At 55.5% G+C, this 25,037-nt stretch carries 19 protein-coding genes and 1 pseudogene; 8 read left to right on the top strand and 12 right to left on the bottom strand.

What is annotated here, in order from left to right:
* Window positions 1–5 precede the first annotated feature (5 nt).
* A pseudogene (locus NDI79_RS23710) lies at window positions 6–107 on the top strand (DNA polymerase domain-containing protein); the annotation flags it as partial.
* 230 nt (window positions 108–337) lie between these two features.
* The gene (locus NDI79_RS22475; RefSeq protein WP_310930849.1) at window positions 338–1,213 is read left to right on the top strand and encodes a DUF8172 family protein; all 876 of its coding nucleotides are present in this window, start codon (window positions 338–340) and stop codon (window positions 1,211–1,213) included.
* A 685-nt stretch (window positions 1,214–1,898) separates the two neighbouring features.
* Here the strand turns inward: NDI79_RS22475 and NDI79_RS22470 are convergent.
* From NDI79_RS22470 to NDI79_RS22450, 5 genes are all read right to left on the bottom strand, one after another.
* The gene (locus NDI79_RS22470) at window positions 1,899–3,182 is read right to left on the bottom strand and encodes a Cdc6/Cdc18 family protein (RefSeq protein WP_310930848.1); all 1,284 of its coding nucleotides are present in this window, start codon (window positions 3,180–3,182) and stop codon (window positions 1,899–1,901) included.
* Between the two features lie 467 nt (window positions 3,183–3,649).
* A complete protein-coding gene (locus NDI79_RS22465; protein ID WP_049917019.1) occupies window positions 3,650–3,964 on the bottom strand; it encodes a hypothetical protein in 315 nt (104 codons plus the stop codon).
* A gap of 24 nt (window positions 3,965–3,988) precedes the next feature.
* On the bottom strand, window positions 3,989–4,918 hold the full coding sequence (locus NDI79_RS22460) for a hypothetical protein (RefSeq protein ID WP_310930847.1): 930 nt from the start codon (window positions 4,916–4,918) through the stop codon (window positions 3,989–3,991).
* Window positions 4,919–5,146: 228 nt separating this feature from the next.
* Window positions 5,147–5,470 (bottom strand): DUF6788 family protein, encoded by a 324-nt coding sequence (locus NDI79_RS22455; RefSeq protein WP_310930846.1) that lies wholly within the window; start codon window positions 5,468–5,470, stop codon window positions 5,147–5,149.
* A gap of 232 nt (window positions 5,471–5,702) precedes the next feature.
* Entirely contained in the window at window positions 5,703–6,971 is a 1,269-nt protein-coding gene (locus NDI79_RS22450; protein ID WP_310930844.1) for an RNA-guided endonuclease InsQ/TnpB family protein, read from the bottom strand.
* 183 nt (window positions 6,972–7,154) lie between these two features.
* Between NDI79_RS22450 and NDI79_RS22445 the strand changes: the two genes are divergently transcribed.
* The 3 genes from NDI79_RS22445 (at window position 7,155) to NDI79_RS22435 (ending at window position 14,213) form a co-directional block, all read left to right on the top strand.
* Window positions 7,155–9,740, top strand: coding sequence for a PD-(D/E)XK nuclease family protein (locus tag NDI79_RS22445; RefSeq protein ID WP_310930843.1), 2,586 nt, complete (start codon window positions 7,155–7,157; stop codon window positions 9,738–9,740).
* Between the two features lie 248 nt (window positions 9,741–9,988).
* On the top strand, window positions 9,989–11,251 hold the full coding sequence (locus NDI79_RS22440) for an RNA-guided endonuclease InsQ/TnpB family protein (RefSeq protein WP_310930842.1): 1,263 nt from the start codon (window positions 9,989–9,991) through the stop codon (window positions 11,249–11,251).
* A 31-nt stretch (window positions 11,252–11,282) separates the two neighbouring features.
* Window positions 11,283–14,213 carry a UvrD-helicase domain-containing protein gene (locus NDI79_RS22435; protein ID WP_310930841.1) on the top strand — a complete coding sequence of 977 codons (2,931 nt, stop codon included), beginning with the start codon at window positions 11,283–11,285 and terminating at the stop codon, window positions 14,211–14,213.
* Between the two features lie 872 nt (window positions 14,214–15,085).
* On the opposite strand, the gene NDI79_RS22430 is transcribed toward NDI79_RS22435, so the two are convergent.
* The 6 genes from NDI79_RS22430 to NDI79_RS22405 form a co-directional block, all read right to left on the bottom strand.
* Window positions 15,086–15,580 carry a DUF8154 family protein gene (locus NDI79_RS22430; RefSeq protein ID WP_310930840.1) on the bottom strand — a complete coding sequence of 165 codons (495 nt, stop codon included), beginning with the start codon at window positions 15,578–15,580 and terminating at the stop codon, window positions 15,086–15,088.
* A complete protein-coding gene (locus tag NDI79_RS22425) occupies window positions 15,570–16,250 on the bottom strand; it encodes a nucleotidyltransferase domain-containing protein (protein WP_089872569.1) in 681 nt (226 codons plus the stop codon). The genes NDI79_RS22430 and NDI79_RS22425 overlap by 11 nt, the downstream gene beginning before the upstream one ends.
* A gap of 340 nt (window positions 16,251–16,590) precedes the next feature.
* Entirely contained in the window at window positions 16,591–16,977 is a 387-nt protein-coding gene (locus NDI79_RS22420; RefSeq protein ID WP_089872570.1) for a hypothetical protein, read from the bottom strand.
* Window positions 16,978–17,224: 247 nt separating this feature from the next.
* Window positions 17,225–18,349 carry a tyrosine-type recombinase/integrase gene (locus NDI79_RS22415; protein ID WP_089872572.1) on the bottom strand — a complete coding sequence of 375 codons (1,125 nt, stop codon included), beginning with the start codon at window positions 18,347–18,349 and terminating at the stop codon, window positions 17,225–17,227.
* Between the two features lie 363 nt (window positions 18,350–18,712).
* On the bottom strand, window positions 18,713–20,302 hold the full coding sequence (locus NDI79_RS22410; RefSeq protein ID WP_310930839.1) for a transposase: 1,590 nt from the start codon (window positions 20,300–20,302) through the stop codon (window positions 18,713–18,715).
* Between the two features lie 188 nt (window positions 20,303–20,490).
* Complete coding sequence (locus NDI79_RS22405; RefSeq protein WP_126661072.1) at window positions 20,491–20,811, bottom strand: antibiotic biosynthesis monooxygenase family protein; 321 nt, start codon at window positions 20,809–20,811, stop codon at window positions 20,491–20,493.
* 209 nt (window positions 20,812–21,020) lie between these two features.
* Here NDI79_RS22405 and NDI79_RS22400 point away from each other — a divergent pair, with 209 nt between their 5' ends.
* The 3 genes from NDI79_RS22400 (at window position 21,021) to NDI79_RS22390 (ending at window position 24,354) form a co-directional block, all read left to right on the top strand.
* The gene (locus tag NDI79_RS22400) at window positions 21,021–22,205 is read left to right on the top strand and encodes a trans-sulfuration enzyme family protein (RefSeq protein WP_310930838.1); all 1,185 of its coding nucleotides are present in this window, start codon (window positions 21,021–21,023) and stop codon (window positions 22,203–22,205) included.
* Between the two features lie 211 nt (window positions 22,206–22,416).
* Window positions 22,417–23,556: an acyl-CoA dehydrogenase family protein gene (locus NDI79_RS22395; protein WP_310930837.1), complete on the top strand. Its 1,140-nt coding sequence runs from the start codon at window positions 22,417–22,419 to the stop codon at window positions 23,554–23,556.
* A gap of 81 nt (window positions 23,557–23,637) precedes the next feature.
* Entirely contained in the window at window positions 23,638–24,354 is a 717-nt protein-coding gene (locus NDI79_RS22390; RefSeq protein ID WP_310930836.1) for a helix-turn-helix domain-containing protein, read from the top strand.
* Window positions 24,355–24,470: 116 nt separating this feature from the next.
* Here NDI79_RS22390 and NDI79_RS22385 read toward each other — a convergent pair whose 3' ends face one another.
* Entirely contained in the window at window positions 24,471–24,962 is a 492-nt protein-coding gene (locus NDI79_RS22385; protein WP_310930835.1) for an MOSC domain-containing protein, read from the bottom strand.
* Window positions 24,963–25,037 lie beyond the last annotated feature (75 nt).

Below are 25,037 nucleotides of genomic sequence, written 5' to 3'. Positions count from 1 at the left end.
GGGAAGACCTGCACCTCTCAGTTCATCCTGTCCAAGATATCAGCTACGTAGTCGTCAACGAGAAATCCTCACGAGAGCGTGTCGCCCTCGCCCACGAAGAGTTCGATGCCGAATCACTGGTTCAGGGAGAGCCCTTCGAGGAAGTCGTTAATGGCGGCTACATGAATATGAACATAGATTAGTGACTCAACCCATTATTCTGTGTCTACGAGTAGATTGAGGACAGTGTACCTCCGGATTAACGCAGAACGCAATAGCCAGCACAACACTTCACACATAAATCCCCTGCTCAACAAACTGGGTTAATAAGTACTGATGAAGGAGTACAAGACACCAGATGGGCCACGTCTACTACCACCATCCCGGTGACAAGCAGTTCTCTCTCGATTTCGTGCATCCGGACCCTGCCGAAGTCGTCTCACAGATCGTCAGCTACGACGACGACGTCGCCGTGAAGGTCCAGAGGTACGACATCGACGAAGCGTTCTACGTCGTCTACACGTCCCGCGTCGGTGGTGGCCCCGTTCGTGAGATCGACTTCGATCTCAAAGCGTCACTCGCGAAGATGAGCGAGGACAACAGCACCATCGTCGTTCGACTGCTCGAGATCTACCGCGCCCTCATCGCTCAGAACGAGGAAGAAGAAGGCGTTCCTGTCGAGGCATACAAGCAAATCGACGTCAACGCGCTGCCGGACGTGCTTGATCGGACGTCGTGGGAGGGCTCAGCAACAGCCGTTGCAGGTCGACTCGCCTCGAACCTGATTCTGAAACACGCACTTCCGAACGCCAACCACCGAACGGCTGTCGCACTGGTCCAGTTCTACCTCCGACGTCTGAACCCGAACTTCTCGATGCCGGAAACGTCCGTCGAAGTCGACCCAGAATCGTACGACTGGCGGGAGTGGGTGAACGAGTACATCAACGAATCGAAGCGGCTGTTGACCGTTCGGCGGAAGAACGTCCTCTTCAAGCACCTGTACCGCTTCGGCGCGAGAACGCTTGAGCGGAAACACGCGGTCGAAATCGACCTGACTGCATACGAGCTGGATATGTACCCGAGTGAGGCGAAGGTCCTCTACGCAGAGCAGCACGAAGAACTCTGGATCGAGTTCGTCGAGGAGGCCGTCGAACGCGCAGGCTATCCGAAGCTGAAGGAAACGCCGGGGCTATCGAAAGCAGAGTTCGCTGAAAAGATTCGGAACCTCGACTAAGCGGCTCTGTTAGTCCTGGAGCGTGGCGACTGTTCGGCCCGTTTCCTCGGCCTCTTCGCTGCGCGACATATTGTATGTCGCGAGCGCTTCGTCAACCGCCTCATCAAGACTCATTGGTCAACCTAATCTTGACTCTTCCAGCGTATAAACGCTTGCATGACCGAGAAGAGACGCTAAAGAATCAAAAACAAGCGTCATGGGCTTTGAAGTGCAAATTTCACGCACTGTTTGCTCCGAGAATCACTTCGTGAGATGGGGGGGCTGTACGATGCAATCCGTAAGGCTTCGCGTGAACGTCGATATAGAGGAACACCCCACCGTGTCCGCATAATTTGGAGACATGAGCGCCAGACACTTGCTTATGCCAAGTTTTCATTAGGCGCCGGTCATCCAGAATCTCGGATCAGGGAGAGACACCTCTATCGATTTGTTGTGGGAGGGCCAACCAAACACAGAGGCGCACCCCTATCGACTTGTTCTCGATGTCGAGTGAGCTAGGCCGTCGGCGCACCCTCGCCCCTATCGATTTGTTCTGTATCGATTCTATCCCTCTCCACTAAGTTAACCAACAAAAGCTGCCTTTCACCAGTTTCGTTGGTTAAGGAAGATCGTACTGATGTCGACCTCTAGAGTACGATACTCGGAATGATCCTCTATTTGGTCCCCCCACAGCGGTTTTCCTGAGTTACTTTTCGATTCCGCGGACATCGATATTCAGCCATTCGAGGTTGCGATCCTCAAACGCATCCCTCACCTTCTGTGGGTCAACATCATCGCTGAACTCGTGTTCATTCCACTGTCCACCGCCCACGCCTTTGTTGTGATCGATGGTGTTCACAAACCCGAACATCACCAGTTTCGAGAGATGATTGAACATCCCGCGTTGAGTAAGCGGATCTTTCCCGGTCGTCGTATTATAGGAACGAACCACACGGGAGTAGGCAGCGTGAATCGTACGTGTCCGAGCTGGCGTGAGGCCTGCCTTATCGAGATGAGCGAGTGCTTTTAGAATGTAGAGCTTCTCGTCGTCCTGGTCGACGATTGATTCGACGATGTTGCCATACTCCAAGTCCTTGTCGGCTTGTCGAATATGGCTCTCTTCAATCAGGTCTGAGCCGTTTTCTTCAGCGATCTCTGCCGATCGGCGAAGGAGTCGGATCGCCCGACGAGCACTTCCTGACGCCTCTTGATAGGCGAGCGCTGAACAGAGAGAAATCGTTTCCTCCGTATAGGCATCATCGTAGAGAGCGAGTTTTGCACGTGCGCTGAGGATGTCTGAGAGCTCCGTCGCGTTGTATGCGGGGAATTTGATCTCGGTCTCACACAGGCTGTCTTTCACCTTCGGAGAGAGGTTCTTTCGAAAAGTGTAGTCGTTACTGATGCCGATGACGCCAACGCGGACGTTTTCGACATAGCCGATATCGCGAGAGCGTGGGAGTTCGTAGAGGAGTGTATCGTCGTTCCCGATTTTGTCGACCTCGTCTAATATCACCAGGACAGTTCCCTCGAGGCTGTCGAGTTCCTCGTACATGATGTCATAGACGTCCTGTGGGGCGTAACCGGTCCCAGTAATTCGGTTCCCTTTATCGCGAAGTCGATTCACGATTCCTACGGCAACTTGGTACGACGAAGTCTTGTGGTCTCCCGTGGTGAAATTCTCGCAGTTAATCCACACGACGTTGAGAGTGATCTGCTCGTCCTCGGGAAGCTGCTCATTCTTCCGCTCAATATCGCGTTCGAGGTTTTCTCGAAGGTACTTCGTCGCCGCGGTCTTCCCGACGCCAGTATCGCCGTAGAGAAACGCGTTCTGCGGTGGTCGACCCTTGTATATTGGCTTGAAAACACTCGTATACTGCTTGAGGACGTCGTCCCGACAGAGGATTTCATCGGGAGTGTAATCTTCTTCGAGTACGTCGGCGTTCCTGATCAGCTCGACATCGTCGGCGAAGATTGAATCGACGTCGTCCATGATAGGAAAGACTGACGTATCCAACGACATTAATCTTTCCCGAGTTTCATGAGTTTCCCGAGTTGCTTGTAGACCCTATCTCTCACACAGCGGTTTTCCTGAGTCAACGCCATTTGTCCGTATGGCGGTGAATGTCTCCAACTGCACTACACATATAAATGAGCGGTGGATCAGCAACAGCTAACTCAGGAAAACTGCTGTCAGACGATTCCACGTCTAGCAGTTTCTCTCTAATCATCTAGCGGCAACTACTACTACTACCGTTACAGTTATGATAGATAGTAGTAGTACCGCAGGTTCGAGTTGAAGTGAACGCTACCTACTCTAGTGAGTAACTCGGGAAAACCGCTGTGTGAGAGGTAGAACCGTCTCTGGTACCCCCACCTTCGTGTGGATAACTCAGGAAAACTGCTGTGTGAGAGGGGCGGAATCGTGACCTCGGTCAGGCTTCCGTCGTTCCGTCTGTTCTACATCTCCCGATCGATTTCGAGCTTCCGCATGGCTCGTTCGAATACGTCCGGGTGACGATGGGCAAGATTCTCGAGGTGATTCCGAATGGACTGGGCCGGATTGACGTCGACGTCATCCGTGTCCTGGAGTTCACGCCAGAACTGATGCATTTCTTCGCTTACGGAGACGCCTATTGTGTGGTCCTTCACGCCAGTGTTGAGTGCGTCGTAGTAGGGTTCTGTATCGAAGTCCGACGAACCTTGCTGGTCCACTCGGTCTTTTTCCTCCGCTGCGTCATCCATCGCTTCGCCGAATGGATTGTCGTTGCTCATACGCTCTTATTCTTAAGCTTAATATTAAAGATATTCGTCTAACGTCTCGTCCGTGATCTGGACGTCTTGTTCGGCTGCGAATTGCTGCGCACCAGCCCGGAATGCATGATAGCACTTCTGTCGAGTATTACGCGGAGTCCCATCGCTGACTTCGACGACGGTCTCGATGGCACTCGCTGTGTAGGGGTCGGACGGATATCCAGAATCGTACTCTTCCTCACGGGCCCAGGCAAGCCACCTGGCGATGAGTTCTTCTGTTTCTGCGAACCCGAACCGTTCCAGCGTCCGATCCTTCGCGACGAGTCGCGAACTGAGTGTCTCGCGCAGTTCGTCGATACGATTACCAGCACGCTCCGTTCCGAACAGGAAGAGAATGAATACGGGTTCACTTTCTCCGAGGTCACCAACGCTCTGCAACGCGGCTAGTAGCTGCTCGAAGGTTCGTGTATTCCGAGCTGCATCCTCGAGTTGGTCAACCTGAATAATACACGCGATGTCGAGGGCTTCGAGCTGGTCGGCAACCTCCTCGACGATCTGTCGAACTTCGTCTGTGGCGTGCGGGTACGACTCTGGAATATCGAGGTCATCGTACTCACTGAGCTCGTCGAGAAGGCGTGTATAGAAGCGACGTGTCGTGATGGACTCCACTTCGCGTATTCGAGCGACTCGGAACTCTTCGCTCCGAGGGCCATCTGAAAGAGCGTCGTACACGAGATCACGGAAGTGAGATTTTCCAGCACCCCGTTCATCGATGATCGAGATGTGGCCTGCTCGATTCAGGATGTGGCTCGCGACTTCGTTGAGTAGATCTTGATTCGCACGCACCGCAATACTCGCATCAGGAAGTGTTTCAGCCGTGAACGGAATCCGCTCCGGCTTGATCCCGAGTTGATTGGCATAGGTCTCCTGTGCCTCCTCTGTTTTATCCAGGGCCTCGGTGAATTGGTCGCTCATACTGGCTCCACATACTGAACCGACTTAAATCTAATCTGAATATTAATCTTAAGATTAACTACGGTCGTTTCAGCCACTCTCAAAATCGAGTCACTATCAAAATCTGATTCTCTCGAATACGCGGAAGACATTCATCTTACGGCAAGATATTGATACTGGAATCAGCAGCAACAAGTCCACAAGGTTAACCAACAGACACGCCAGCATTCTGCACCTGTTGGTTAATCTTTATTCGCTCGGATTCACTGGCCCCTTGTATTGAGATTTGATTTTGTCACCCTCTCTCCACTGCCAGTAGTAATACCGATTCCCGTTGATCTCCTTCTCAGTCAGTGTGGCTTTGGTAGGGACGTCTTCAGGCAAATCCTCAGGGCGTTCTTGAGGATCGTCTTCATCATCAGCTTCGTTCAACCGCGCCTCTCGCTCTCGATACTCCGCGAGTGCATCAGCATACTTGGCGATAGACCGGAGCGTTTCCGCATTACACTCCTCGAGCGAGGACGCTACTTCTCTGGGAACCTCGGGTGGGGTCGCTGGTTCTGAGTACGACATAGGAGCACTTTAACCAACAAATGGGGCTCGAAGGCTTAATTTTGTTGGTTAAACGGGGGACCTTCGATTACGACTGTCCTGCGCTTCCCGACCCACTTCTCCGCATATGAAGGGGATTGATGTCTTAGCCGGCGACCTGTCCATACTCGGCACTATGCGATCGCGATCTAATACACACTTGGCGTTGACATCCTCCTCGCGCGAAAGCGTGAGGTTCCCGAGCGTTGAGATATTATGGTTCGCAACTCACCTGTTCGCTCGGTGCGAAACGCCCCGAGGTCTGATTGAACAAGTGAACTGCTGGCCGTGCCAAACGACCGTTACTCATATCCCCAGTTGGAGGATTCTGAGTTATCTTTCTCCGGATGTTAACCGCACCGTTCACGTCCGCATTCATCGTCGCTCCGCACGACTCACAGGCGTACAAGCCACGCTCCACACGATTCGCGTCACGCTTTTGACCACAGCACGAACAAGTCTTCGACGTATCTCGCTCTGAAACACGATCAACGAGGATACCGTGTTCTTCAGCCTTGTATTCGAGGAGACGAGTGAAGCGTTCGAACTCCCACCCGTGGAGTTTCTTGTTTCCACTTCGACCCCAGTTTCGGGAATCGCCGTTTTTGTCCTCTCGAATCTCGCTCAGGTCGCCAATAGCGATTCGACCAATCCCGCGGTCTATACACTGCTCAACGATCTGCTTGGCGAGGGCATGTAGAAAGTGGTCTTTCCGCCGAGACAGTTTTTGCCGAGCGCGGAGTGCCCGTCGTGACGACCCGTTTTTGCCCTCGGTATCGTACTCGTTTCGCGTAAAGTAGTGTTTGTCTTGCTTGAGAACGTTTCCCGGATACAACTCAGCATCACCATCGTCGTATGCAATGACGAGGTAGTTACTGATACCGAGGTCAATACCCGCCGTCCTGTCACCGGGAGAATCCTCTACGGGTATTTCGACCTTGCAGACGAGATGGAGTTCCCAGCGGTCGCCGTTCCACACGGCTCGAACCTGTTGGATGTTTTCCACAGCTACGTCCGGTCGCGTCTCGTACTCACAGAGGATGAAGTCCGAACGATGGTTCTTGAGGTTGAAGCCTTTGCTCAAACGGAGTTGATTGTGCTTGGAATCGTGCTTGATGCCGTTCTGCTTCCATGTCACGGTGGAACGTGGATGGTTGTCGCCTCGCTTTCTGTAACCGGGTGGATTTGCGTTAGTATCGCCGTTCTTGCGCTTTTTGAACCAACCGTTGAACGCCTCAGCGAGTTCTTCGAGAACGCGCTGACTTGATTGAGAATGCAGATCACTGTAGCGTTCGTGGTCTTTTAGTTCGCGCTTGAGGTCGGCTTCAGACGGAATTTCCCCGGTCTCATCCCATTCTTGTTGAGTATGATAGCGAGCGACGTTCCACAGTTTCGATGCCGAGAACCCGCACTGGTTGAGGTCGTCACTCACCTGTTTGTGGTTGACAACCTTCGCTCGATAGGTGCGGGTTGTTTCCAGCATCAGACTGTGTTCATAAGCACTTATGGAAATTAAGTATTAAAACCGTTGGTTGAGATTGAAAACTCAGGCTCTGTCATCAGTAGTTAGTACAGGAATTGTCGGCTGTATCCTCGTTCTGAAGGGCAGGAGTTTAGCCTCCAAATTCCCATAATTATATGAATTATTGGCTGAGTTGTTGTTGCCGTGCCAGTTACGCGGGCGAAACCACTTGACTCTCTCTACGACGAAGTCCGTGACTATGACCTCGTCATCGTTCCTGATGCGCCGCTTGCCAGTGGGCTGAACCGACGTCTTGATCGCGCTCATCTCGGTATATTTGCCATCACGCCGCGCCGACTCGCAGCAGGTCGTCGCGAACGCGCCGAGGACCGGAGCGCCTTTCTCGAACTCGTTACGACCACCGACCTCGAGTGGAAGCAGGCTGCATACGCGATCGGCAACACGCTCCAATGCTGGGAGCACCAGGGACGCGTCGATGCCGTTCTCGACTACGACGCATACGCCGACACCGCGACGGAGACCACCGTCGAACAGCTCTCAACGCTCGATACGACTTCCCGGCGACTCGGCGAGTACCAAATCGACGACAGCAAAGACGTCGCCGTCGTCGGCCACGACCAACTCACGACCCTCGAACGATCGATTCTCCCCACGCAGTACGATACGTTCGATCCATTCACCGATGCCGCATTCGACCGACCGCCGTTCCACATCTTCGACTCAAGTACAGCAATCGTCGACGCTGTGCTCGGCATCGTCTCCGCCGACAATGCGGAGGACGTCGCGGTCGTCGCGGATCGTGGTAGTGAGTATGCGACGCTGGTCCCGAGCGCGCTCGAGGCCGCCGATATTCCGTTTATCGGTGGCCCCGGGTTCGCTGATGAACAGCACCATCGTGGATTCGTCCAGTTCCTTCGCGCCGCTACTCGCGGGACAGAGACGCGTGTGAAGACAATTCGTTCAATCCTCTCCAGCCTCGAGATCGCCGTCGACGTTAAGCACGACGACAAGCGGCTACAGGATGTCGACGCCGACAGTCTCACCTGGTTCCAGGAGTTCAGTTCGCAAATCGGCGAGACAACGTTCGCTGGAGCGCTTACTGCATACGAACGACAGGCCGGGATCAGCCTCGATGCGTTCCGAGATGAACTCGAGGCGCTCGGTATCGCTACCGACTACGTCATCAGACAGGGAATTGATCGGCTCGAATACTATCTCCAGAGCTACGAAGTCCCCGTCGACCGCGAACACGAAGGGGTTCTCCTGGCCGACGCGAAGTCAGCAGCCTACGTGGACCGCCCCGTCGTATTCTACCTCGGCCTCGACGAAGCGTGGACTCACTCCCCACCACGTCGTCCGTGGGTTGACCGTGACGCCGAATTCACTCGGAACCTGACGCAGTTTCAGCTCCTCCTCCAGAACGGCGTCGAACAGTACTACCTCGTTCAGGACACGATCGGCGGCTCACCCGCAACGCCGTGTCTCTACTTCGAGGACCTCCTTGATGATGACTTCGAACGGTTCAGCGATCTCGACACGGTGACTCACGGACGGACCTTCAGTGCGACCCAGGATGGGTTCGAGAAGGAATCGCTCGACGTCTCACCGAAGCAAATCGACACCGTCAGCCAGTCCAGTCTGAGTACGTACGTCAACAGCCCCCGTGACTACCTCTTCAGTCGGCTCGTCGACGGCCCCGATAAGGACTACTTCAAGGAGGGGAATCTCTTCCATGACTTCGCCGAGTTCTACGTCAACCATCCCGACCTGATCGACGAGAAGACCATCGAAGACCTCGTCGACGTAATGCTTGAGGAGGCGGAATCGTTCGTTCGCCGCGTCGACCGTCCAACGCGCCGTACCAAGTACCGGATCGGGCTCGAAACCATCGTCGAGCTGCTCGACGAACGCACCCCGGAAGGCGACGACTTGCTCACTCCGAACAGCGGGTGGGGGCAGAATTTCTTCGCGGCCCATTTTGACAGAGACGTCGACTCGCCGTTCACGGAGCGCTGGTTCGAGAACGAGGATCTCGGACTGAAGGGTAAGATCGACCTCGTTCATGGTCCGACTCACCTCCTCGACTACAAGAGTGGGAGTCGGAAACGAGCGTCTCGCGTCGTCAAGAACTCCGCGCTCGATCCACCAAGCGATACGCCGAACTTCCAGGCACTTCTCTATCTCGCCCACCGCCGAAGTGAGCGCCCGGGCGAGCGCCTACAGTTCACGTTCTTCCACTTTCTCGAGACGCTCGACGACGTCGTCGCCGGCGAGGCGGACTTAGATGAGACGCTGACGACCGTTGAGTATAATCCGACCCAGTTCGAGGAGCACGCCCGATCGCGAGCGACGTTCGAGAAGCTCCGCGATGACGGGGCGAAGAACTGCCAGAAGACGCTCTCGAAGATTGCGTACGCTGATTACCAAGCCGCGTTCGAGACGGCCCCGCTACCGGCGACGCGTGACAGTGATGAGCTCATTGACTCCGAGTTCGGGCAGGCGATGCAAACCCGATTGGAGGAGTGCGTCGGTGAGTACAAATACGTCTCGTCGGGCTGTAAACAGCTGCTTCGCCAGCTGGCACGAGTTCGGAGTCAGAACTACTTCGAAGAGGATCTCGACGCCTTCGAGACGTTCGTCACCGAGCGTATGACGGAACTGAACCACCGACGTGCTGGCGAAGAACGCTTCCCTGTGAACGGGCTCGCTGGTGAACCGAACTACCGTCGCGTGGACAACCGCGACCTCCTTCTTGACCATGACACATAACAAAGGGCACACTCCCACATCCAGGTGGGAATCAATCAACCAGAGAATAACACAGACCACTAGCAACGCTTTATCTGGGATCTCTCCCGTGTCGAGTCCTGCATTCGGCAGCTGTTCATTCACCTCTGAAAGCACGATCTCGAATTCTGCAACGGAATCCCCTTCGCCCCCATGTGCTGTATGGAACAAGCCTACGGAAGGACGCACTAGACTTAACAGACGAACGGATGAAGTAGACATCGCGAGATATGAGGCGGACCAATACGTTCGTCGTCCGACCCCGCTCCGAACAGGATGCGGAGTTGCTACACGATCTGTTGGACGCCTCTGCCAGTCTCTGGAACGAACTCACATACGAACGCCGCCAGAACTACTTCGAGGGCAAAAGCGTCTGGGACACCGACGACTATCGCAAACAGTACGTCGGCGTACTCGGGTCTGCCACCGCCCAACAGCTTATCCGCAAGAGCAAGAGCGCGTGGAAATCGTTCTTCTCGCTCAAAGAGAAGGGCAAGCAGTGTTCCCCACCCGGCTACTGGGGCAACGAAGACGACGGTCGCACCTTGCAAACATGCATCCGAAACGACCAGTACACGCTGGAAACCGGCGACCGCTCGCGCCTCGAAATCCCGGTCGGGGAGGAACTCAAGGAGGAGTACGGCCTCGGGTACACCGAGCGCCTTCGACTCGAGGTGGCGGGCGATCCGAAGTGGGATGGCGAACAAGGTCGGTTGGAACTGTTCTACGACGAGACTTCGGACCAATTCAGGGCCTTTCAACCAGTCACCGCGGAAGATTCTCGACTGGATTCACCACTGGCTTCAGAAGAAGCCGCCCTGGATATTGGTGCGAACAACCTCGTCGCCTGCACGACCACAACTGGCCAGCAGTATCTGTACGAAGGGCGCGACCTGTTCGAGCGATTTCGCGACACCACTCGGGAAATCGCTCGCTTGCAATCGAAGCTGCGCGACGGTCGATACTCTTCGAATCGAATTCGGCAGCTGTTCCGGCAACGGACGAGACGTCGCGACCATGCACAGAACGCACTAGTGCGCGACTTGGTAGAACGTCTGTACAACGACGGTGTATCGACGGTGTTCGTCGGCGATCTCACGGACGTGCTGGAAACGCACTGGTCGGTACGGACGAACGCAAAGACGCACAACTTCTGGGCGTTCCGCGCGTTCATCGATCGACTGGCCTGTACCGCCGAGGAGTACGGTATCTCAGTCAAAGTTCGGTCGGAAGCGTGGACAACTCAGACGTGCCCGAATTGTGGTTCGATTACGGATACGATTCGGCATCAGGACACACTCACGTGTTCATGTGGGTTCGAAGGCCACGCCGATCTCGTAGCCTCAGAATCGTTCCTGAGACGGCAAACAAACGTAACGAGGCCGATGGCACGGCCCGTGCGATTCGAGTGGGACGACCACGAATGGTCGGGGAAATCATACCCTCACGAAAGTCCCAAAGAAGTGCGCACAGACCAGAGTATCCACGGATAGGAGAAAGTCGCTCGCGTCGGAGGTGGCGCTAATGCCAAATTCCGAGCGCGAGGATTCCCCCGCTTCTAGGCGGGTGGAGGATGTCAATGATCCCAACCCTCAACAGCAGGACCTCATCGACAGCACCGACGGCTTATACCTCGTTGACGCCGGCGCAGGCACGGGGAAGACGTTCACCATCACGCGCCGCTATGCGAACATCGTCGACGAGGACGATGTCGCCCCTGAGGACGTGCTGCTGGTGACGTTCACGAACAACGCTGCAACCGAGATGAAGGACCGGATCGTCGGCCACTGCGAGTACGGAATGCGCGATCTCGCGGACGCGCCGATTCAGACGTTCCACTCGCTCTGCCACGATCTCCTCCAGGAGCACGGCTATGCCGCGCCGACGCACCTCGGGATCGACGACCGCATCACGGGCTCGACGCGCATCGTCGAAGACGACCTCGTCGAGGAAGCCCTGTTCGGAGAGTTCATCGACCGGTTCAGCGACGACCACCCCGAGTACGATGACTACTTCCGCATCGTCTCGAACCCGACGGAACTCCTCGGACTCGTCTCACAACTCGCCTCGAAGGGTGTGTTCCCGACAGCCGACGGCTGGTATCGGAACGGCGAACGGTATCTCGACGGCAACTTTGAGGCGTTCAAATCGCTGTTCGATGAGGTAAATGAGCCACAGAATGGCGGGAGCAAGCAGTCACAGCTTCGATCGAAGCTCAATCGCTATGGGAAGAACAAGTGCTACCTGCCAAACGCCCCTGAGAAGGCCGATATTCGCGGGCAGGGCACGAAGCGCGTCCCCGATGCCGTCGCTCGGATGGTATTCGACGCTGACCGCGAGGGACTCAAGGCATTCGTCCACGACGTCTTCTACGAGTACCTCGAATTCGCGCTCGGCCGGAACTACCTCAACTTCGGGTTCCTCCAATTGTTCGCGTTCATCCTGCTCTGTGAGGACCACGCGCTTCGTGAATCCATTGCGTTCGACTACGCGATGGTTGACGAGTTCCAGGACTCCAGCGAGATTCAGTTCAAGCTGACGCTGCTGCTCGCGGGGACAAACAACCTCTGTGTCGTCGGTGACTGGAAGCAGAGCATCTACGGCTTCCAGTACGCCGAAGTCGAGAACATCACTGCCTTCGAGGACCGACTCAATCGGTTCGTCGACGAACTGAACGCCGACCACGAACGGGTCACCTTCGACACCCGTCCCATTCACACCATCGAGCTTATCGAGAACTACCGCTCCACCCAGGAGATCCTCGACTTCTCGGAGCACGGGCTACTCGTTCCGGCGGCGAACCGGGACAACGTCGATGTCGAGGCCATCCAGGATCGAATCGTCTCACTCTCGACCAACACCGAACACGAGAACACCCAGATCGAAGCGATCGCGAGCCCAGAGGAACACGAGTCGGTGGTCGCGAAGATTCAGGATATCGTCGGCAACGATGCCTACCAGGTTGAGGCCGATGACGGGTCGCTTCGGACGCCCGAGTATCGAGACGTCGCAGTTCTCACGCGAACACGAGAGTTCGGCCGCGACCTGCTGCAGACCGCCGAGGAGTACGGACTGCCGATGGCGTACGAGGGCGGGATCGAGCTGTTCCGCACGCCTCAGGCGAAGTTACTGCTAGCGTGGCTCCGCATCCTCGAATCCGACACCGACCGCGGCTGGGCGGTCGTCCTCGAGCAAGCAGGCTACGCACTCGATGAGATCAAGCACGTCCTGGAGACTGAGGCGTATCCCGAGAACATGAGCTCGTTCCGCGAGAAGCTGGCAGAACTGGAGACGCTCGGCGGGGTGGCCGAACGCGTCTTCTCGCGTTACGGGTACGACGGTGCTACGGCCGACGTCGTTCTCCACACGATTCAGTCAGTGCACACCGCGACGACACTGACTCGGGGAGACCTTATCCGGTTCATCCAGCGCGGCATCGAAGCGGGCAGTACCCACGATGTTCATGCGAACGCCGGTGCAAACTCAGTGACGGTCCAGACGATTCACGCAGCGAAGGGGCTCGAACATCCTATCGTCGTGCTCGCCAACATGAACAGTGGGCGATTCCCGCCGTCGGGCGGCGGGAGTGGAACGATTACGTTTCAGGATCCGGTCGGACTCCGACAGCGGAAACGCTACGCCGAGGCTGACGGCCTTCCTCACGTATACGATGACTGGCGGACTGACGTCCTCCGCCGGTGTTTACCCAGGGAGTACGACGAGGAGCGCCGACTGCTCTACGTGGCAATTACGCGCGCCGAGAGCCACGTGATCTTCTCGGCCGGGGAGGACCCAAACACGTTCCTCGAAGAACTCCCGGTTGAAATCGAAGCGTGGGACACTGAACCCGATGCAGACACCGTCGACGACACCGAGCAGACAGAGTTGCTGATTACGGTACCGACACCGGAGGGACCGGTCGGACACTCACCGCATTCACTGATGCGTGAGGACGTTTTCGAGGACGTCGACGATGGTATGGGGAAGGCGTTCGGCACCGACGTCCACGATTTTGCGGAAGCGTACGCGCGCGGCGATGATGTAGAACTGAATCGGGATGACCCCGGATGGGACGACAAACAGCACGTGATGTCGTTTCTCGATGGCCTGTCGGGCGACCTGCTCGTCGAGGAGGACGCCTACCTTCCGCTGGACGTCGACGGGACTCGCGTGATGATCTCCGGGATTATCGATCTCGTTCACGTTCGAGCCGACCGCATCGAAGTGGTCGACTACAAGACCGACCGTGGTCGGCACGCGGAAGCCGAGTACCGAAAACAACTCAGTGTCTACTATCACGTACTTCGGGAGCTGTATCCTGAGCGTGAGATTTCGGCATCGATTCTCTATACAGTCGACGGCGTTCGCGAAGAGATCGACCCCCTCTCACGGGACGCCCTGACTGATATCGTGAAGGCTGTTTCTGGCTTGGAATCCGCTCCGACCGTTCAGTAGCAGCTTCCCTTCGACGCTCTTTCGACGCCTGTTGATAGCTAAGTGTTCAACAGCGGTTCAGATTGGGGAACTAATATCGCCATTCTTGGACGCTCGGAGTGTTAATGCCTGACGCCTCGTTGTGGGGGGTGCTACATGACCTACCCACGAACCCATGTTGACCATCGCGATCCCGATCACCACGAGGCAATCCACCCAACCCGGAATATCGGCAACGCCCATGTCGTCGCTGGCGAATTTCTAACGTCGCGGTACCACGATGCACTCCAAACTGTCCTCCATCCGCTCGGTGAGTCTCTTGACACCCACGACCAACACGCCCTCAACGATCTCGGCATTGTCCACGCAAATGGCACCCTCAATGACCTTTCTCCGATTGTCCGCACCTACGTCAGGCTCGACGATTATTGGACACGCACCCATCGTACTGCACTCAATGAGTTATTCGCTGTCCGGCGTGCCCACGTGCTAGGCTGCTGTACCCGCAGTTTTCTTTCCCAATTTCCACGTCATACACTCGAAGTCGAGTCTGGGCGTACCGGTGCTGCGCTAGATGCTACGCTAGCTCCGCTTCTCGACAGCGACTTCCTCTCTCGGACAGAGGATGAGGAGTCCACTTACACCGTTGATGAACATCATGCGTTATATCGGCCTACTGAACGCCTCTTCGACTCGCTCCTCGAACAAGCACCCATCCTCTGTGACCTCCTTCCGCCAACCGACCTCTAATAGACCTGTTCCGTTGGTTCTCTCACTCATATGCAATCCCCAAGACATCGTGCGACCGACACTCGCCTCGACCTATTTTATCCTCAGAATCGACTCAAGAGGGCGAAGTTGACTGATTAATCTTAATATTAGACTTAAGCTTATCAACCTCGATTGCAGATGCACTCGTGGCCGATGGAAAGATAGTCGAGAATATACTGATGAACCGCGGTCGCGAGCTCGAGCATGGCGTCGGCCTGTGTTTCTCCACCGACGGCTTGTCGATAGTAGGTTTTCGAGCGGTTCTCCCGCCAGAGTTGGAGGAACTGGTTTCCCAACGACTCGCTGTACAAGTTCGCCTCGGCGCCACGTTCATAGACATCAGAGTGAGTGACGAACTCGGTGCTGCCCATCCCTGTCGCGTGGAGTAGATAGAAGTGAATACTGCGCTCGATGGCGATGAACGAACTTTCGATGACGACGGTATAGTATCCGTTCTGTGTCCGCAGGAAACGGGCAGCATCGAGGAGACGACATGCCTTCCGGAGCTGCAGGAGTGCGTCGTCGTCGGTGTCGAGTCCAGATTCTTTGTGGGCTGGCTCACGCTCGAACGATCGCTGGGCGTCCGTGAGTGCGTCTTCGACGTAACTACTGTCCATTCGTCAGGACCTCTTGCTTGGCCGTTTGGAGTTCCTCAGTTTCGTAGAGAACGATACCCTCAGTGAAGATCTCGCGGAGTCGATCGCCGATGTTGGTAACACTCTCCATTGATTCGGCGAGGACCTGGAACTGGTAGCGGTCGCCAGCGAACCGTTGTTCCTCCAAGTCGCGTGCGACTTCGTGAGCGATTCGCTGGGCGGTCGCCTTCTCATCGGTGACGAGTACAAAGCAGTCAATGTCGCTCGAACGGTCAGCCTCGCCACGGGCGACGCTGCCGAAGATGAGGATGCCGGCGATATTGTCGACCCGACTGCGCAAACTCTCCTCGAGGGTTCGAACCGGATCGTGGAACTCGGACTGCGGGATCTGGAGAACCGGGTCGTCTGGCTTTGTGAGGCGCTCGCGATTGATCTGGACGAGCTTCCTGTTCCCTTCTCGTGTAATTTGGACGAGGTCGGTTTCAGCTAACAGGTCGACTGTATCGGTCACACTGCTCGGGCTGTGATCAGTCGCCCGTCGGATGTCCCTGATGCTGAACCGTGTATGTGGGTTGTTGGCGAGCAGTGTGAGGATGTCGCCTGTTGCTGCGTATCGGAATAGCCGGCTGTTCGGCACCGGCAATGGGACTGTAAGCTCCATCCCCAATGTTTGTTCGCTGAGGGCTACCATGGTCGCTCTTAGCTACCGATACTCTTGTAGATTTTGGTGGGTCTCGAGTGGGACTGCGAGAAGAGACGACTCAAACCACGAAACCTAATCTTAAGAATAAGATTAAAACAGGTCGTCTACTACTTAGTGCTGCTGTAGACCAATACTGGTTTGTCGTTCACTGGGACGGCTAGTATTGAATTACTGATGGTCCAGTCCACTTCACCCGATTACTATTCTCAAAGGTTTAACCTTATTCTTAAGATTAATCATGCTCCCTCAATTGGAGTTCCTCTGTCCGAAAGGCTACGTGTGAACAGGAAGCAGGTAGGGCTCGACAGTGATGGACGCCGTGGCAGGCTCAATCCTCGATTTCAGTCGCGGCACGAGTCAGTATTTCGTTAAAATCGTGACGGAGGCGGGCCGGTTTGGTTTCATACTCGCCAGCATCCTCGTATATGTTGAGAACACAGGCTCGAATGTCACCTTCACTTCGATCCATAGCCTCGGCAACATCGTTCCAGGCCCTGTCCATCCGTGTTTCATCAATCGAGCGGAGATGTCCGTTGTCATCTCGCCTCGGTGGATTCCCATCGCGCTTCCGATAGCTCTCCAGCAGGTGCTCTCTGTACTTCGGAGCAACTTGGCCTTCGATGAAGAATCCCGGAATGACGTCTGCCGCTGCGTCTCCCACTTCTTCGGGGAGAACTCTACTCCGCCGCTGTTTGATCAGGTCTCTGAGACCCATATGATTGATATAAACCCGGGAGGACATATAGGGTCTAACCTGTGTTATCGATTTCTAGGAGGAGTAGAGCCAGATTCAGATAATACGGGCACCATGCTTTATATGGGACTTCCTCAGGTACGTCTCTGGATTCTCTCGGGCCCCTCCAAAGGCAACTAATAACCATAATCTTAATATTAGGATTAACATTAGGGTTCCGATGCCTCCTAAACCAACGCCCTACTGCTGCATCCACGCGTTGGTTGATTCACTCCCCGAGGAGATCGTCGACTTGCTTCGCCGTCTCTGCTGCCTGGATGTCGGAGTACGACTCGTGGGTTGTCTCGATGCTCGCGTGTCGGAGCGCTGATTGGGCCAGTTCAGCGTGGCCACTCGCGTAAAGTTCGTGGCCGAGCCCTCGACGAGCACCGTGTGGCTTCAGGTAGTCACCGTCGACGTCAAGGTCAGCGTCCTCACACAGCCGCTTCATCAGGTTGCGAGCACCGTTCGTCGAGAGCGCTGGTGGGACGACCTCATGTTCTCGGAGCACTGTGTCGATATCACTGTCGTCGAGGATGGTCTCGATCTCGTCGTCCGAAATTCCCTCGTGGGCCAGCTGCTCGCGAACGGCGCGATATTTCGACGGAGCGTGCCCGCTGGGAAAGACCGGCCACTCGTTGGTTGGGGGATCAAGGACAGTCCTGTACCGCTCTAATGCCGTGGCGGCCCGCTCGGGCAGCTGTGCATACTCGTACTCTCGTGACTTCCCGAGGACGCGGACTGCACCGGCGTCGAGTTGGATGTCTCCCCAGGTGATGCCGTTGCGCTTGTCGTCCGAGGGTTCAGCGAACACCTCCGCGCCGCGAACGCCTGAGAGTCCTAGGAGATAGACGATTGCTCGGTCGCGAAAGGCCCGATTACGACTCACGTCCGCTTCCTCGTCAAGGGCGTGGTCGACACGTTCGTCGACGTAGCGCATGATCGCCCGCCGCTCCTTTTCCCGCCAGAACTGCCGGTCGGCGTCACCGAGATCCTCGGGGAGCTCGTCGGTAGCACGCTTCGCTTTGGCCGGATTCGTATCGAGGAGCTCGTCGGCGACACAGAACGTGAGGAACGCGCGGACGTACGCGTAGTAGGTGGTCGCGGTACTCGCTTTCAAATCGCCGTCGCGGGCCTGCTTTTTGAGATGGCGAGCGTACCGTCGACAGTCGAGGACGTCCAGGTCCTCGAGGCTCGTCACACTGCGCTCCTCGCGCAGCCAGGTGCGCCACGTCGCGAGGGTCGACGCGAAGTTCTTCCTGGAGTTGCCAGCCTCGACGCTGTCGAGGTACTGCTGGATGGCAGTCTCGACTGGTGTTCCCCCGGGTGTAGCGTCGCCCTCGTCGGGTTCCATGGTTCGTGCTCGACCGACGGCGGCGACCCACGTAAATCTACTGTGTACAACTTCGATAATACACAGTGAATCAGAATTCCCGGATTCTTCCTATATCGAAGGATACACAGGCCATAACGGCAATATTCTTATTTATAAATTATATGTAGCTATACAGAGTTTGAATGGTGGAAGTTCAGAGTTTCGGAGGATGAGCTATTTTGGTGCATTTCTGGGGCGTTTCGTGGTTCGGACAGGCCACAGCGGTGTTGAACCAGCTACCGTTCTCGGAGGGACGCCATTGAATGCGCGAAAACAGCCTAAAAATCGACCACACGCAGAGTGTCGCCACTCACAACAGGCAGTCCGAACTGGTATAGAGCGTTAGTCAGGTGGGATTAGTGCCGAGCAGACCAATTCGACGCACTCACCAGCGGTCAGAATCGGCGCATAATCCATTTCACCACCGATACCAGCCTTCAACAGGAAATCAGTGAGCCGCCAGATATTGTGCAATAGCACCGCGAACACGAAGTAGAACAACCGCACTCGGTAATCTTTCGAGGAGGTCTTCGCCAAGAAGTCGTTCTTGATGCTCTTGTACTCGTTCTCGATTTGCCAGCGACGACTGTAGCGGCGGCAGAACGTCTCAGCTTCCTTGGAGCCGACTGAGAGGTTCGTCGCAAAGACCGTTGTCCCCCCTCCTTTCTTCGAGGGCACGTAGAGAAACTGCATCGCGTGCGAACCGTGATCAACGTGGACAGAGGCCGATTCAACTGCGACTTCTTGCCCATCTTCATTCATCGTCTCTATGTTCTCGCGTTCGGTGCTGTGAATCCGCTTCGGAATGAGGTAGTTCACATTGAGGTTCGAGAGCGTCTGGTACACCGCTTTCGAGTCAAACTCTCGGTCGCACAGTACCATCTCGATCGGCACGTGCTCCTGTGCGCGTCGAACGAGTCGTCGGACGACACGATGAACCCGATTCAGTGGGTTCTCGTCCCACGAGGAACTCTCACGAACAGGTTCGACAGCAAGGGTAAGCGGGATGTTCCACCCGACAATCGAGAGCGTGGCGAACTTGAATGCTCGACCTTCGCCGTCCTTCGTCCCGCTCACCATCGGCATTCCCTCTACGTTCCCAAAGTAGCGAATGGTCGTGATGTCAATCGCTACGGTGACAGGACGGCGAAACGAAGACTCCGACTGAATCGCCGAAAGCAACCGTTCTGTCGCCTGTTGAAATCCATCAAGTAGGCTCTCAGGAACAAATTGCTTGACGGCTCGGAGGTGGGTGTCTCCGTGGGGACCGTACTCTTTGCCTCGTCGGAACTTGAACCGGGCCGCACCCTGTGGAGTACCACAGCCGACCATCCCAATAAACGTCTGAAGCTCAAAGAATTGCGTGTCTTCATACGTCGCGTTGTGAGCTCTCTCAGAGTCGAACGGACCGAAGCCGTGCTCACGAGCGAGACGGGTTGTACGGTAGATCTCGTCATCAGAGAATTCGGTAGTATTCTCAGCCGAGTCAGTAGTCTCCTCTGATGACTGCTTGACTTCCTCCAGTGGCCGGACTTCGGGGACTGAGAGATTCTCGTTGTGGACTTCCTTGACTAAGCAGTGTGCACTGGCAGTGACATACCCACGAACATCGTCGTCAAAGCGATTGCGCCACGTTCGAGAGATGACTGACTCATTAGGAATTTGATCGAGACCGAATACGTCGGCAAGTTCTGGATAGCGTGTGAGAGACCGATAGCTGTCTCCAGTGACTTCCAGATAAATAAAGAGCTTGAGCATCCCGTAGAATGGGTACGACGCGGGATGCCACTCTGGGTAGGCGTCTTCGAGCGTCTCGATCTGGAGGTCGAGGTCGGTGAGCGCATCGCAGAAGGCTGTCCCTTCACGGAGGTATTTGCGGAGTTCGAGAGCAGCAACGAATGCATCGGTTAATCGGCGGCCACGCTGTTCCATCAGATAGTCTTACCAGCAGATGTGGAACAATGGTGATGGCTCTTTTTGATTGGTGACGATCCGCTACATACAGGGCACGTATCTTGCAGGAGCAGAGCATTTCGATCAGGGCAACTGAATTGGTCGATGCAGGGAGGTACTCGTTATCTGCTTGTAGACTCCATTAATCAAACCAGTCGGTAATCCCCCTACACGAGTGGGCTCGCATCGTCACCGAATCCACTCCCATATGTCTCAACAACTTCTGTAACAGTGACCTCATACGCATCGTACCACTCTGTCCACCGCTGTTTCGCGTGTTTGTGGTCCGCATCCGCTCCAAACGATTCGATCGCGTCCAACGACTCCCAGTAGTAAACAACAAGAACCTCCTCATTATCCGGTGCATGCCACGTCTGCTTACCTAGATATCCCTCTGTGTCCTCGGCAGCCGCTTGTATCGCGTCGTTCAACTCGTGAAACTCAGCATCGTACTCACCGGGAGCGAGGCGGAACGTTACCAAATACATCTGGGCTATTCACTTGTCTCGGCGAACAAGATGCTTCCCCTTGAGCGTACCACAGTTAGCAACCAACGACTCGCCGACTCACGCCTAAATCGGGGTTGAGTTTCTGGCCACCCTCGCCGGGAACTTCACGCCTATCCCTCACGACGGAGAACATTCCTATGAACATCCCTCTATCTCAGAACCGAGTGGAGCATCATGGTGAGTACTCAATGACACGACACAATAACCAATCTGACCGGAATCGGTTCGCAACCATCGCAGTCGGCGCAGCTGAAATTGAAACGCATCCTCACAGAGATGGAACGAACGACGTCGTCCCGCCGATCCACCTCTCGACTACGTTCGAGTGGGCAAGCGGAGAGGATGCCAATGAACACGACTATTCGCGCGAGAGCAATCCGACACGGGCAGCTCTTGAAGAGCAGTTGGCTCGCCTTGAAAACGGCGAGCATGGGTTGGCGTTCGCCTCTGGAATGGTCGCCACATCAACGACAATGCTATCGCTAGTCCCCCCGGGAGGCCACGTTGTCTCCTCGGATTCCATCTATAGCGGAACCGAAAAGCTGCTCACGGAACACATGGCCGGACATCTCGGCGTTGACATCGACTTTGTTGACGCCCGTGACCCCGACAACGTCGCCGATGCAGTCAACGCGGACACTGACCTAATCTGGGCTGAAACCCCGTCGAATCCCTTGATTAGGTTGTGCGATGTCCAAACGATAGCCGACATCGCCGATGACCACGATGCTCTGTTCGGCGTGGACAGTACCTTTGCGAGTCCATACTACCAAGCCCCACTTGATCTGGGTGCCGACATCGTCGTTCACAGCACCACCAAGTACCTCAACGGACACTCTGACTCGATAGGCGGTGCCGTTATTACTGACGACAATGGAATTTTCGAGCAATTATCGTTCGCACAGCGGGTTGGGCTTGGAAATATGCTGTCACCGTTCGACTGCTACCTCGTTTCGCGAGGTATCAAGACATTGCCCGCCCGGATGGAACATCACGAGAGGAATGCGATGGCAGTTGCCCAGTTCCTCGAAAGCCATAATCGGGTCGCTCGTGTCCACTATCCGGGTCTCGAAAGCCACCCGCAACACGATCTTGCGAGTGAGCAGATGTCGGGACACAGCGGGATGCTGTCCTTCGAGTTCGATGGAACACTCATCGAACTTGAGGCGTTCGTCGAGGGACTTGAGATATTCACGCCGGGAGCCAGTCTCGGCGGGGTTGAGAGCCTTGTTGAGGTACCGTCACTAATGCTCCCCGACGAGTTCAGTCGTAGTGAGGATTCAGCGGAGATTCCCGAGACGTTGGTCCGGGTATCTGTTGGCCTCGAAGACCCCGATGACCTCTGCGAGGACCTCCGGAAGGCGCTACCGTAGGCGCACGTTCCCCTTATCCTCCCGGTCGGCCCGATCCGCAAGCGGGTCGATTGTCCACCAGATGTGACAGCCGAAAATAGAAATACGGCGCATGCGTCCGCTCGCGGCACTAGTGGCTGCAATTCCGAAAGTTCGCTGTTTGCTTTCTCACTCGCAATCACCTGCTATAGCAGGTTCCATGTTTACTCGATCGGGGGCGAACCCATGACACATGAGGTTCGACCTGACCAAGGATCAACGGGCGCTGCGAGATGAGGTTCGAAAATTCACAAAAGAGGAGATTGAACCGGAGGCCAAATATCTTGACCGAGAGGAAGAGTATCCGAGCGCGATTTTCGACGAACTCAGCGAACGTCGTTTGACAGGTGTGACGCTTCCAGAAGAGTACGGGGGCCGAGGTGAAGGCCCCGTGGAACTCGCGTTGATGACTGAAGAGCTATCGGCTGGACTCATGTCTGTGGCGAGCACCATCGGACTTCATCTGGGGGTTGCGGAAGTTGTCGAACGCTTTGGAACTGAACTTCAGCGCGAGGAACTCCTCCCTGAAATGGCATCGTTCGACACTGTCGGCGCACTCGGGTTGAGTGAGGCGAACGCAGGGAGTAACAAGCTGGAGATGGAGACCACCGCCGAACGTGATGGAGACGAGTGGATACTCAACGGTCACAAGCAATGGGTGACGAATTTCCTCGACGCGGATTACGTTCTCACGTACGCGAAGACCGGCCCTAAGGAGGACGCGCCACACAACATCAGCGCGTTTCTCGTGCCGACCGACGACTTCAACGTCGAGACAGTGTGGGAGACGCTGGGCGCGAACAGCGTGAAGTCCCCGCGCGTCACCCTCTCGAACGTTCACGTTTCCGATGATCGACTCATCGGCGAAGAGGGTGAAGGCTACGTCCAGCGTGGAGGTCTACAGACTGGCGTGAATGTTCCCGCTCGGGGCGTCGGTATCGCCCGCGCTGCCCTCGAAGACACGGTGGCCTACACGAGCAGTCGTGAACAGTACGGTCAGCACATCAGCGACTTCCAAGGAATCGGCTGGGAAGTCGGCAAGATGGCCGAACGAGTCGATACCGCCCGGTTACTTACCCTTCGTGCAGCCGACCGTGCAGATCGCGGACACGACGTCACACGCGAGTTCAGTATGGCGAAAATCAATGCCACACAGGCCGCCGTGGACAACGCTAGCGAGGCGATGCAACTCCACGGCGGTATCGGCTACACGACGGAACACGACATCGAACGGTATCTGCGTGACGCGAAACTCCTCACGATTGCCGGTGGCCCGAACGAAGGCCACAAGAACACGCTCGCTGAGGCCGTCTTCGAGCAACACGACGACTAATTCGGTCGAACATTGACTGTTCTTCCGTTCACAAAACCGTTATCTGGGTGTGGAAAATATTCGATACTACGATCAGATACGATGGCGTCTCCTGAGCAGTCTGACGAAGCGCTCCAGGTATTTATTGACCTCTGGTACCCTGATTGCTGGGAAATCGAGATTACGGAGCGTCTCGATGTCGGGATTCTCGGCTATGGAATCTATATGACTGGCGGCAAGGTTGCGACACTTTTCACAATCTACGCGGACGATCATGAATTCGTTACAAAGGGAATCGAAACCATTCGTGCGTCTGAGCATGTTCATTCAGTTTCCCAAATGGCGTCTGGCTTCCAGCAGGCCTCGATACCGAAGCCGGGAAATGCAACGCGCGAACTCCTTGTTGTTCATGATGGACGAAAGCAGATCAGTCAGCCACTCACCTCTCGTGGATTCGTATGTACAGGACCGATCGATATTCGAGGTGGGCGGGAGTATTGGAGTCTCGTAACGAACCACGACCGGAGGACGGTTCGAGTCAAACTTGATGAAGTCCGTGAGCAGATGAACGCGGAGATTAATGTGCGGAGCATGAAGCGGCAGAGCCGTGGAACTGTGCCGACCACACTTCCAGTGGATCAGTTCACGAAGCGTCAGTTAGAGGTTTTCCAACTTGCTCGTGAGCAGGGATACTACGAGTACCCGAAGGAAACGACGGCTGGCGAATTGGCGGACGAATTGGAGATCACCACATCAACGCTCCATGAGCACCTTCACAAAGTGGAGGCGGTCTTATTAGGGAGAGACGGACTGACGTGACTCGGATAGGTGTCCTTCGAAAGTTCACACACCGATCTACCACCTGTTTCGGCAGGAAAGGTGTCTATCTAATAGAATTGCGACAGAGCCACTATTTCTAAACGAGAGAGTGCGGATTATTCGAGCGGTTCGATTACGTCTCCGGGGCGAATCATTCCATCTTCGAGAATATCTGCCCGGAGCCCACCTCGGTGAGTGAGTGCCTGCAATACGCCGTCTTGAGTGATGCGCTGAAGATGATCACACGGTTCACACAGTCGATCCCCTCGACAGATAGCGTCACCGACTTGGAATCGTTGTCCGACGAGATGATTGAGTGCGACATCACTGGTTTCGATGTTTCGTCGGTGTTCTCCCGGTGCGAGTTCGATTCCTGCTTCACGTTCGATTGCTGTTACAGCCTCTTGTTCGATTAATGTGAGGTCGTACCCATCGTGGCGTTCCTCATCTGGCTTCCAGCTAACGAAGGTTCCCGTCTCAATTTCGCTAAAGTAGCGATCATCCCGGAGTCCCTTTCCAGCAACTGCTTCAACATCTGTTTGTTCTTCCATCTCCGCTTCAGCTTCAGGTGCGATAAAAATCCGTTCGACAGTGCCACTCCCGGTCATATGTGTGATGCGGGTTTAGCACAGTATAAACACTCGGATGTGCGTAATGGTGACAAAGTAACTCAGCGATATACC

Origin of the sequence: Halogeometricum sp. S3BR5-2 (assembly GCF_031624635.1) — an archaeon.
In the GTDB taxonomy this organism is placed as follows: Archaea; Halobacteriota; Halobacteria; order Halobacteriales; family Haloferacaceae; genus Halogeometricum; species Halogeometricum luteum.
Note: the sequence above shows the minus strand (reverse complement) of the source record. Positions and strands in the feature narration are given on the sequence as shown.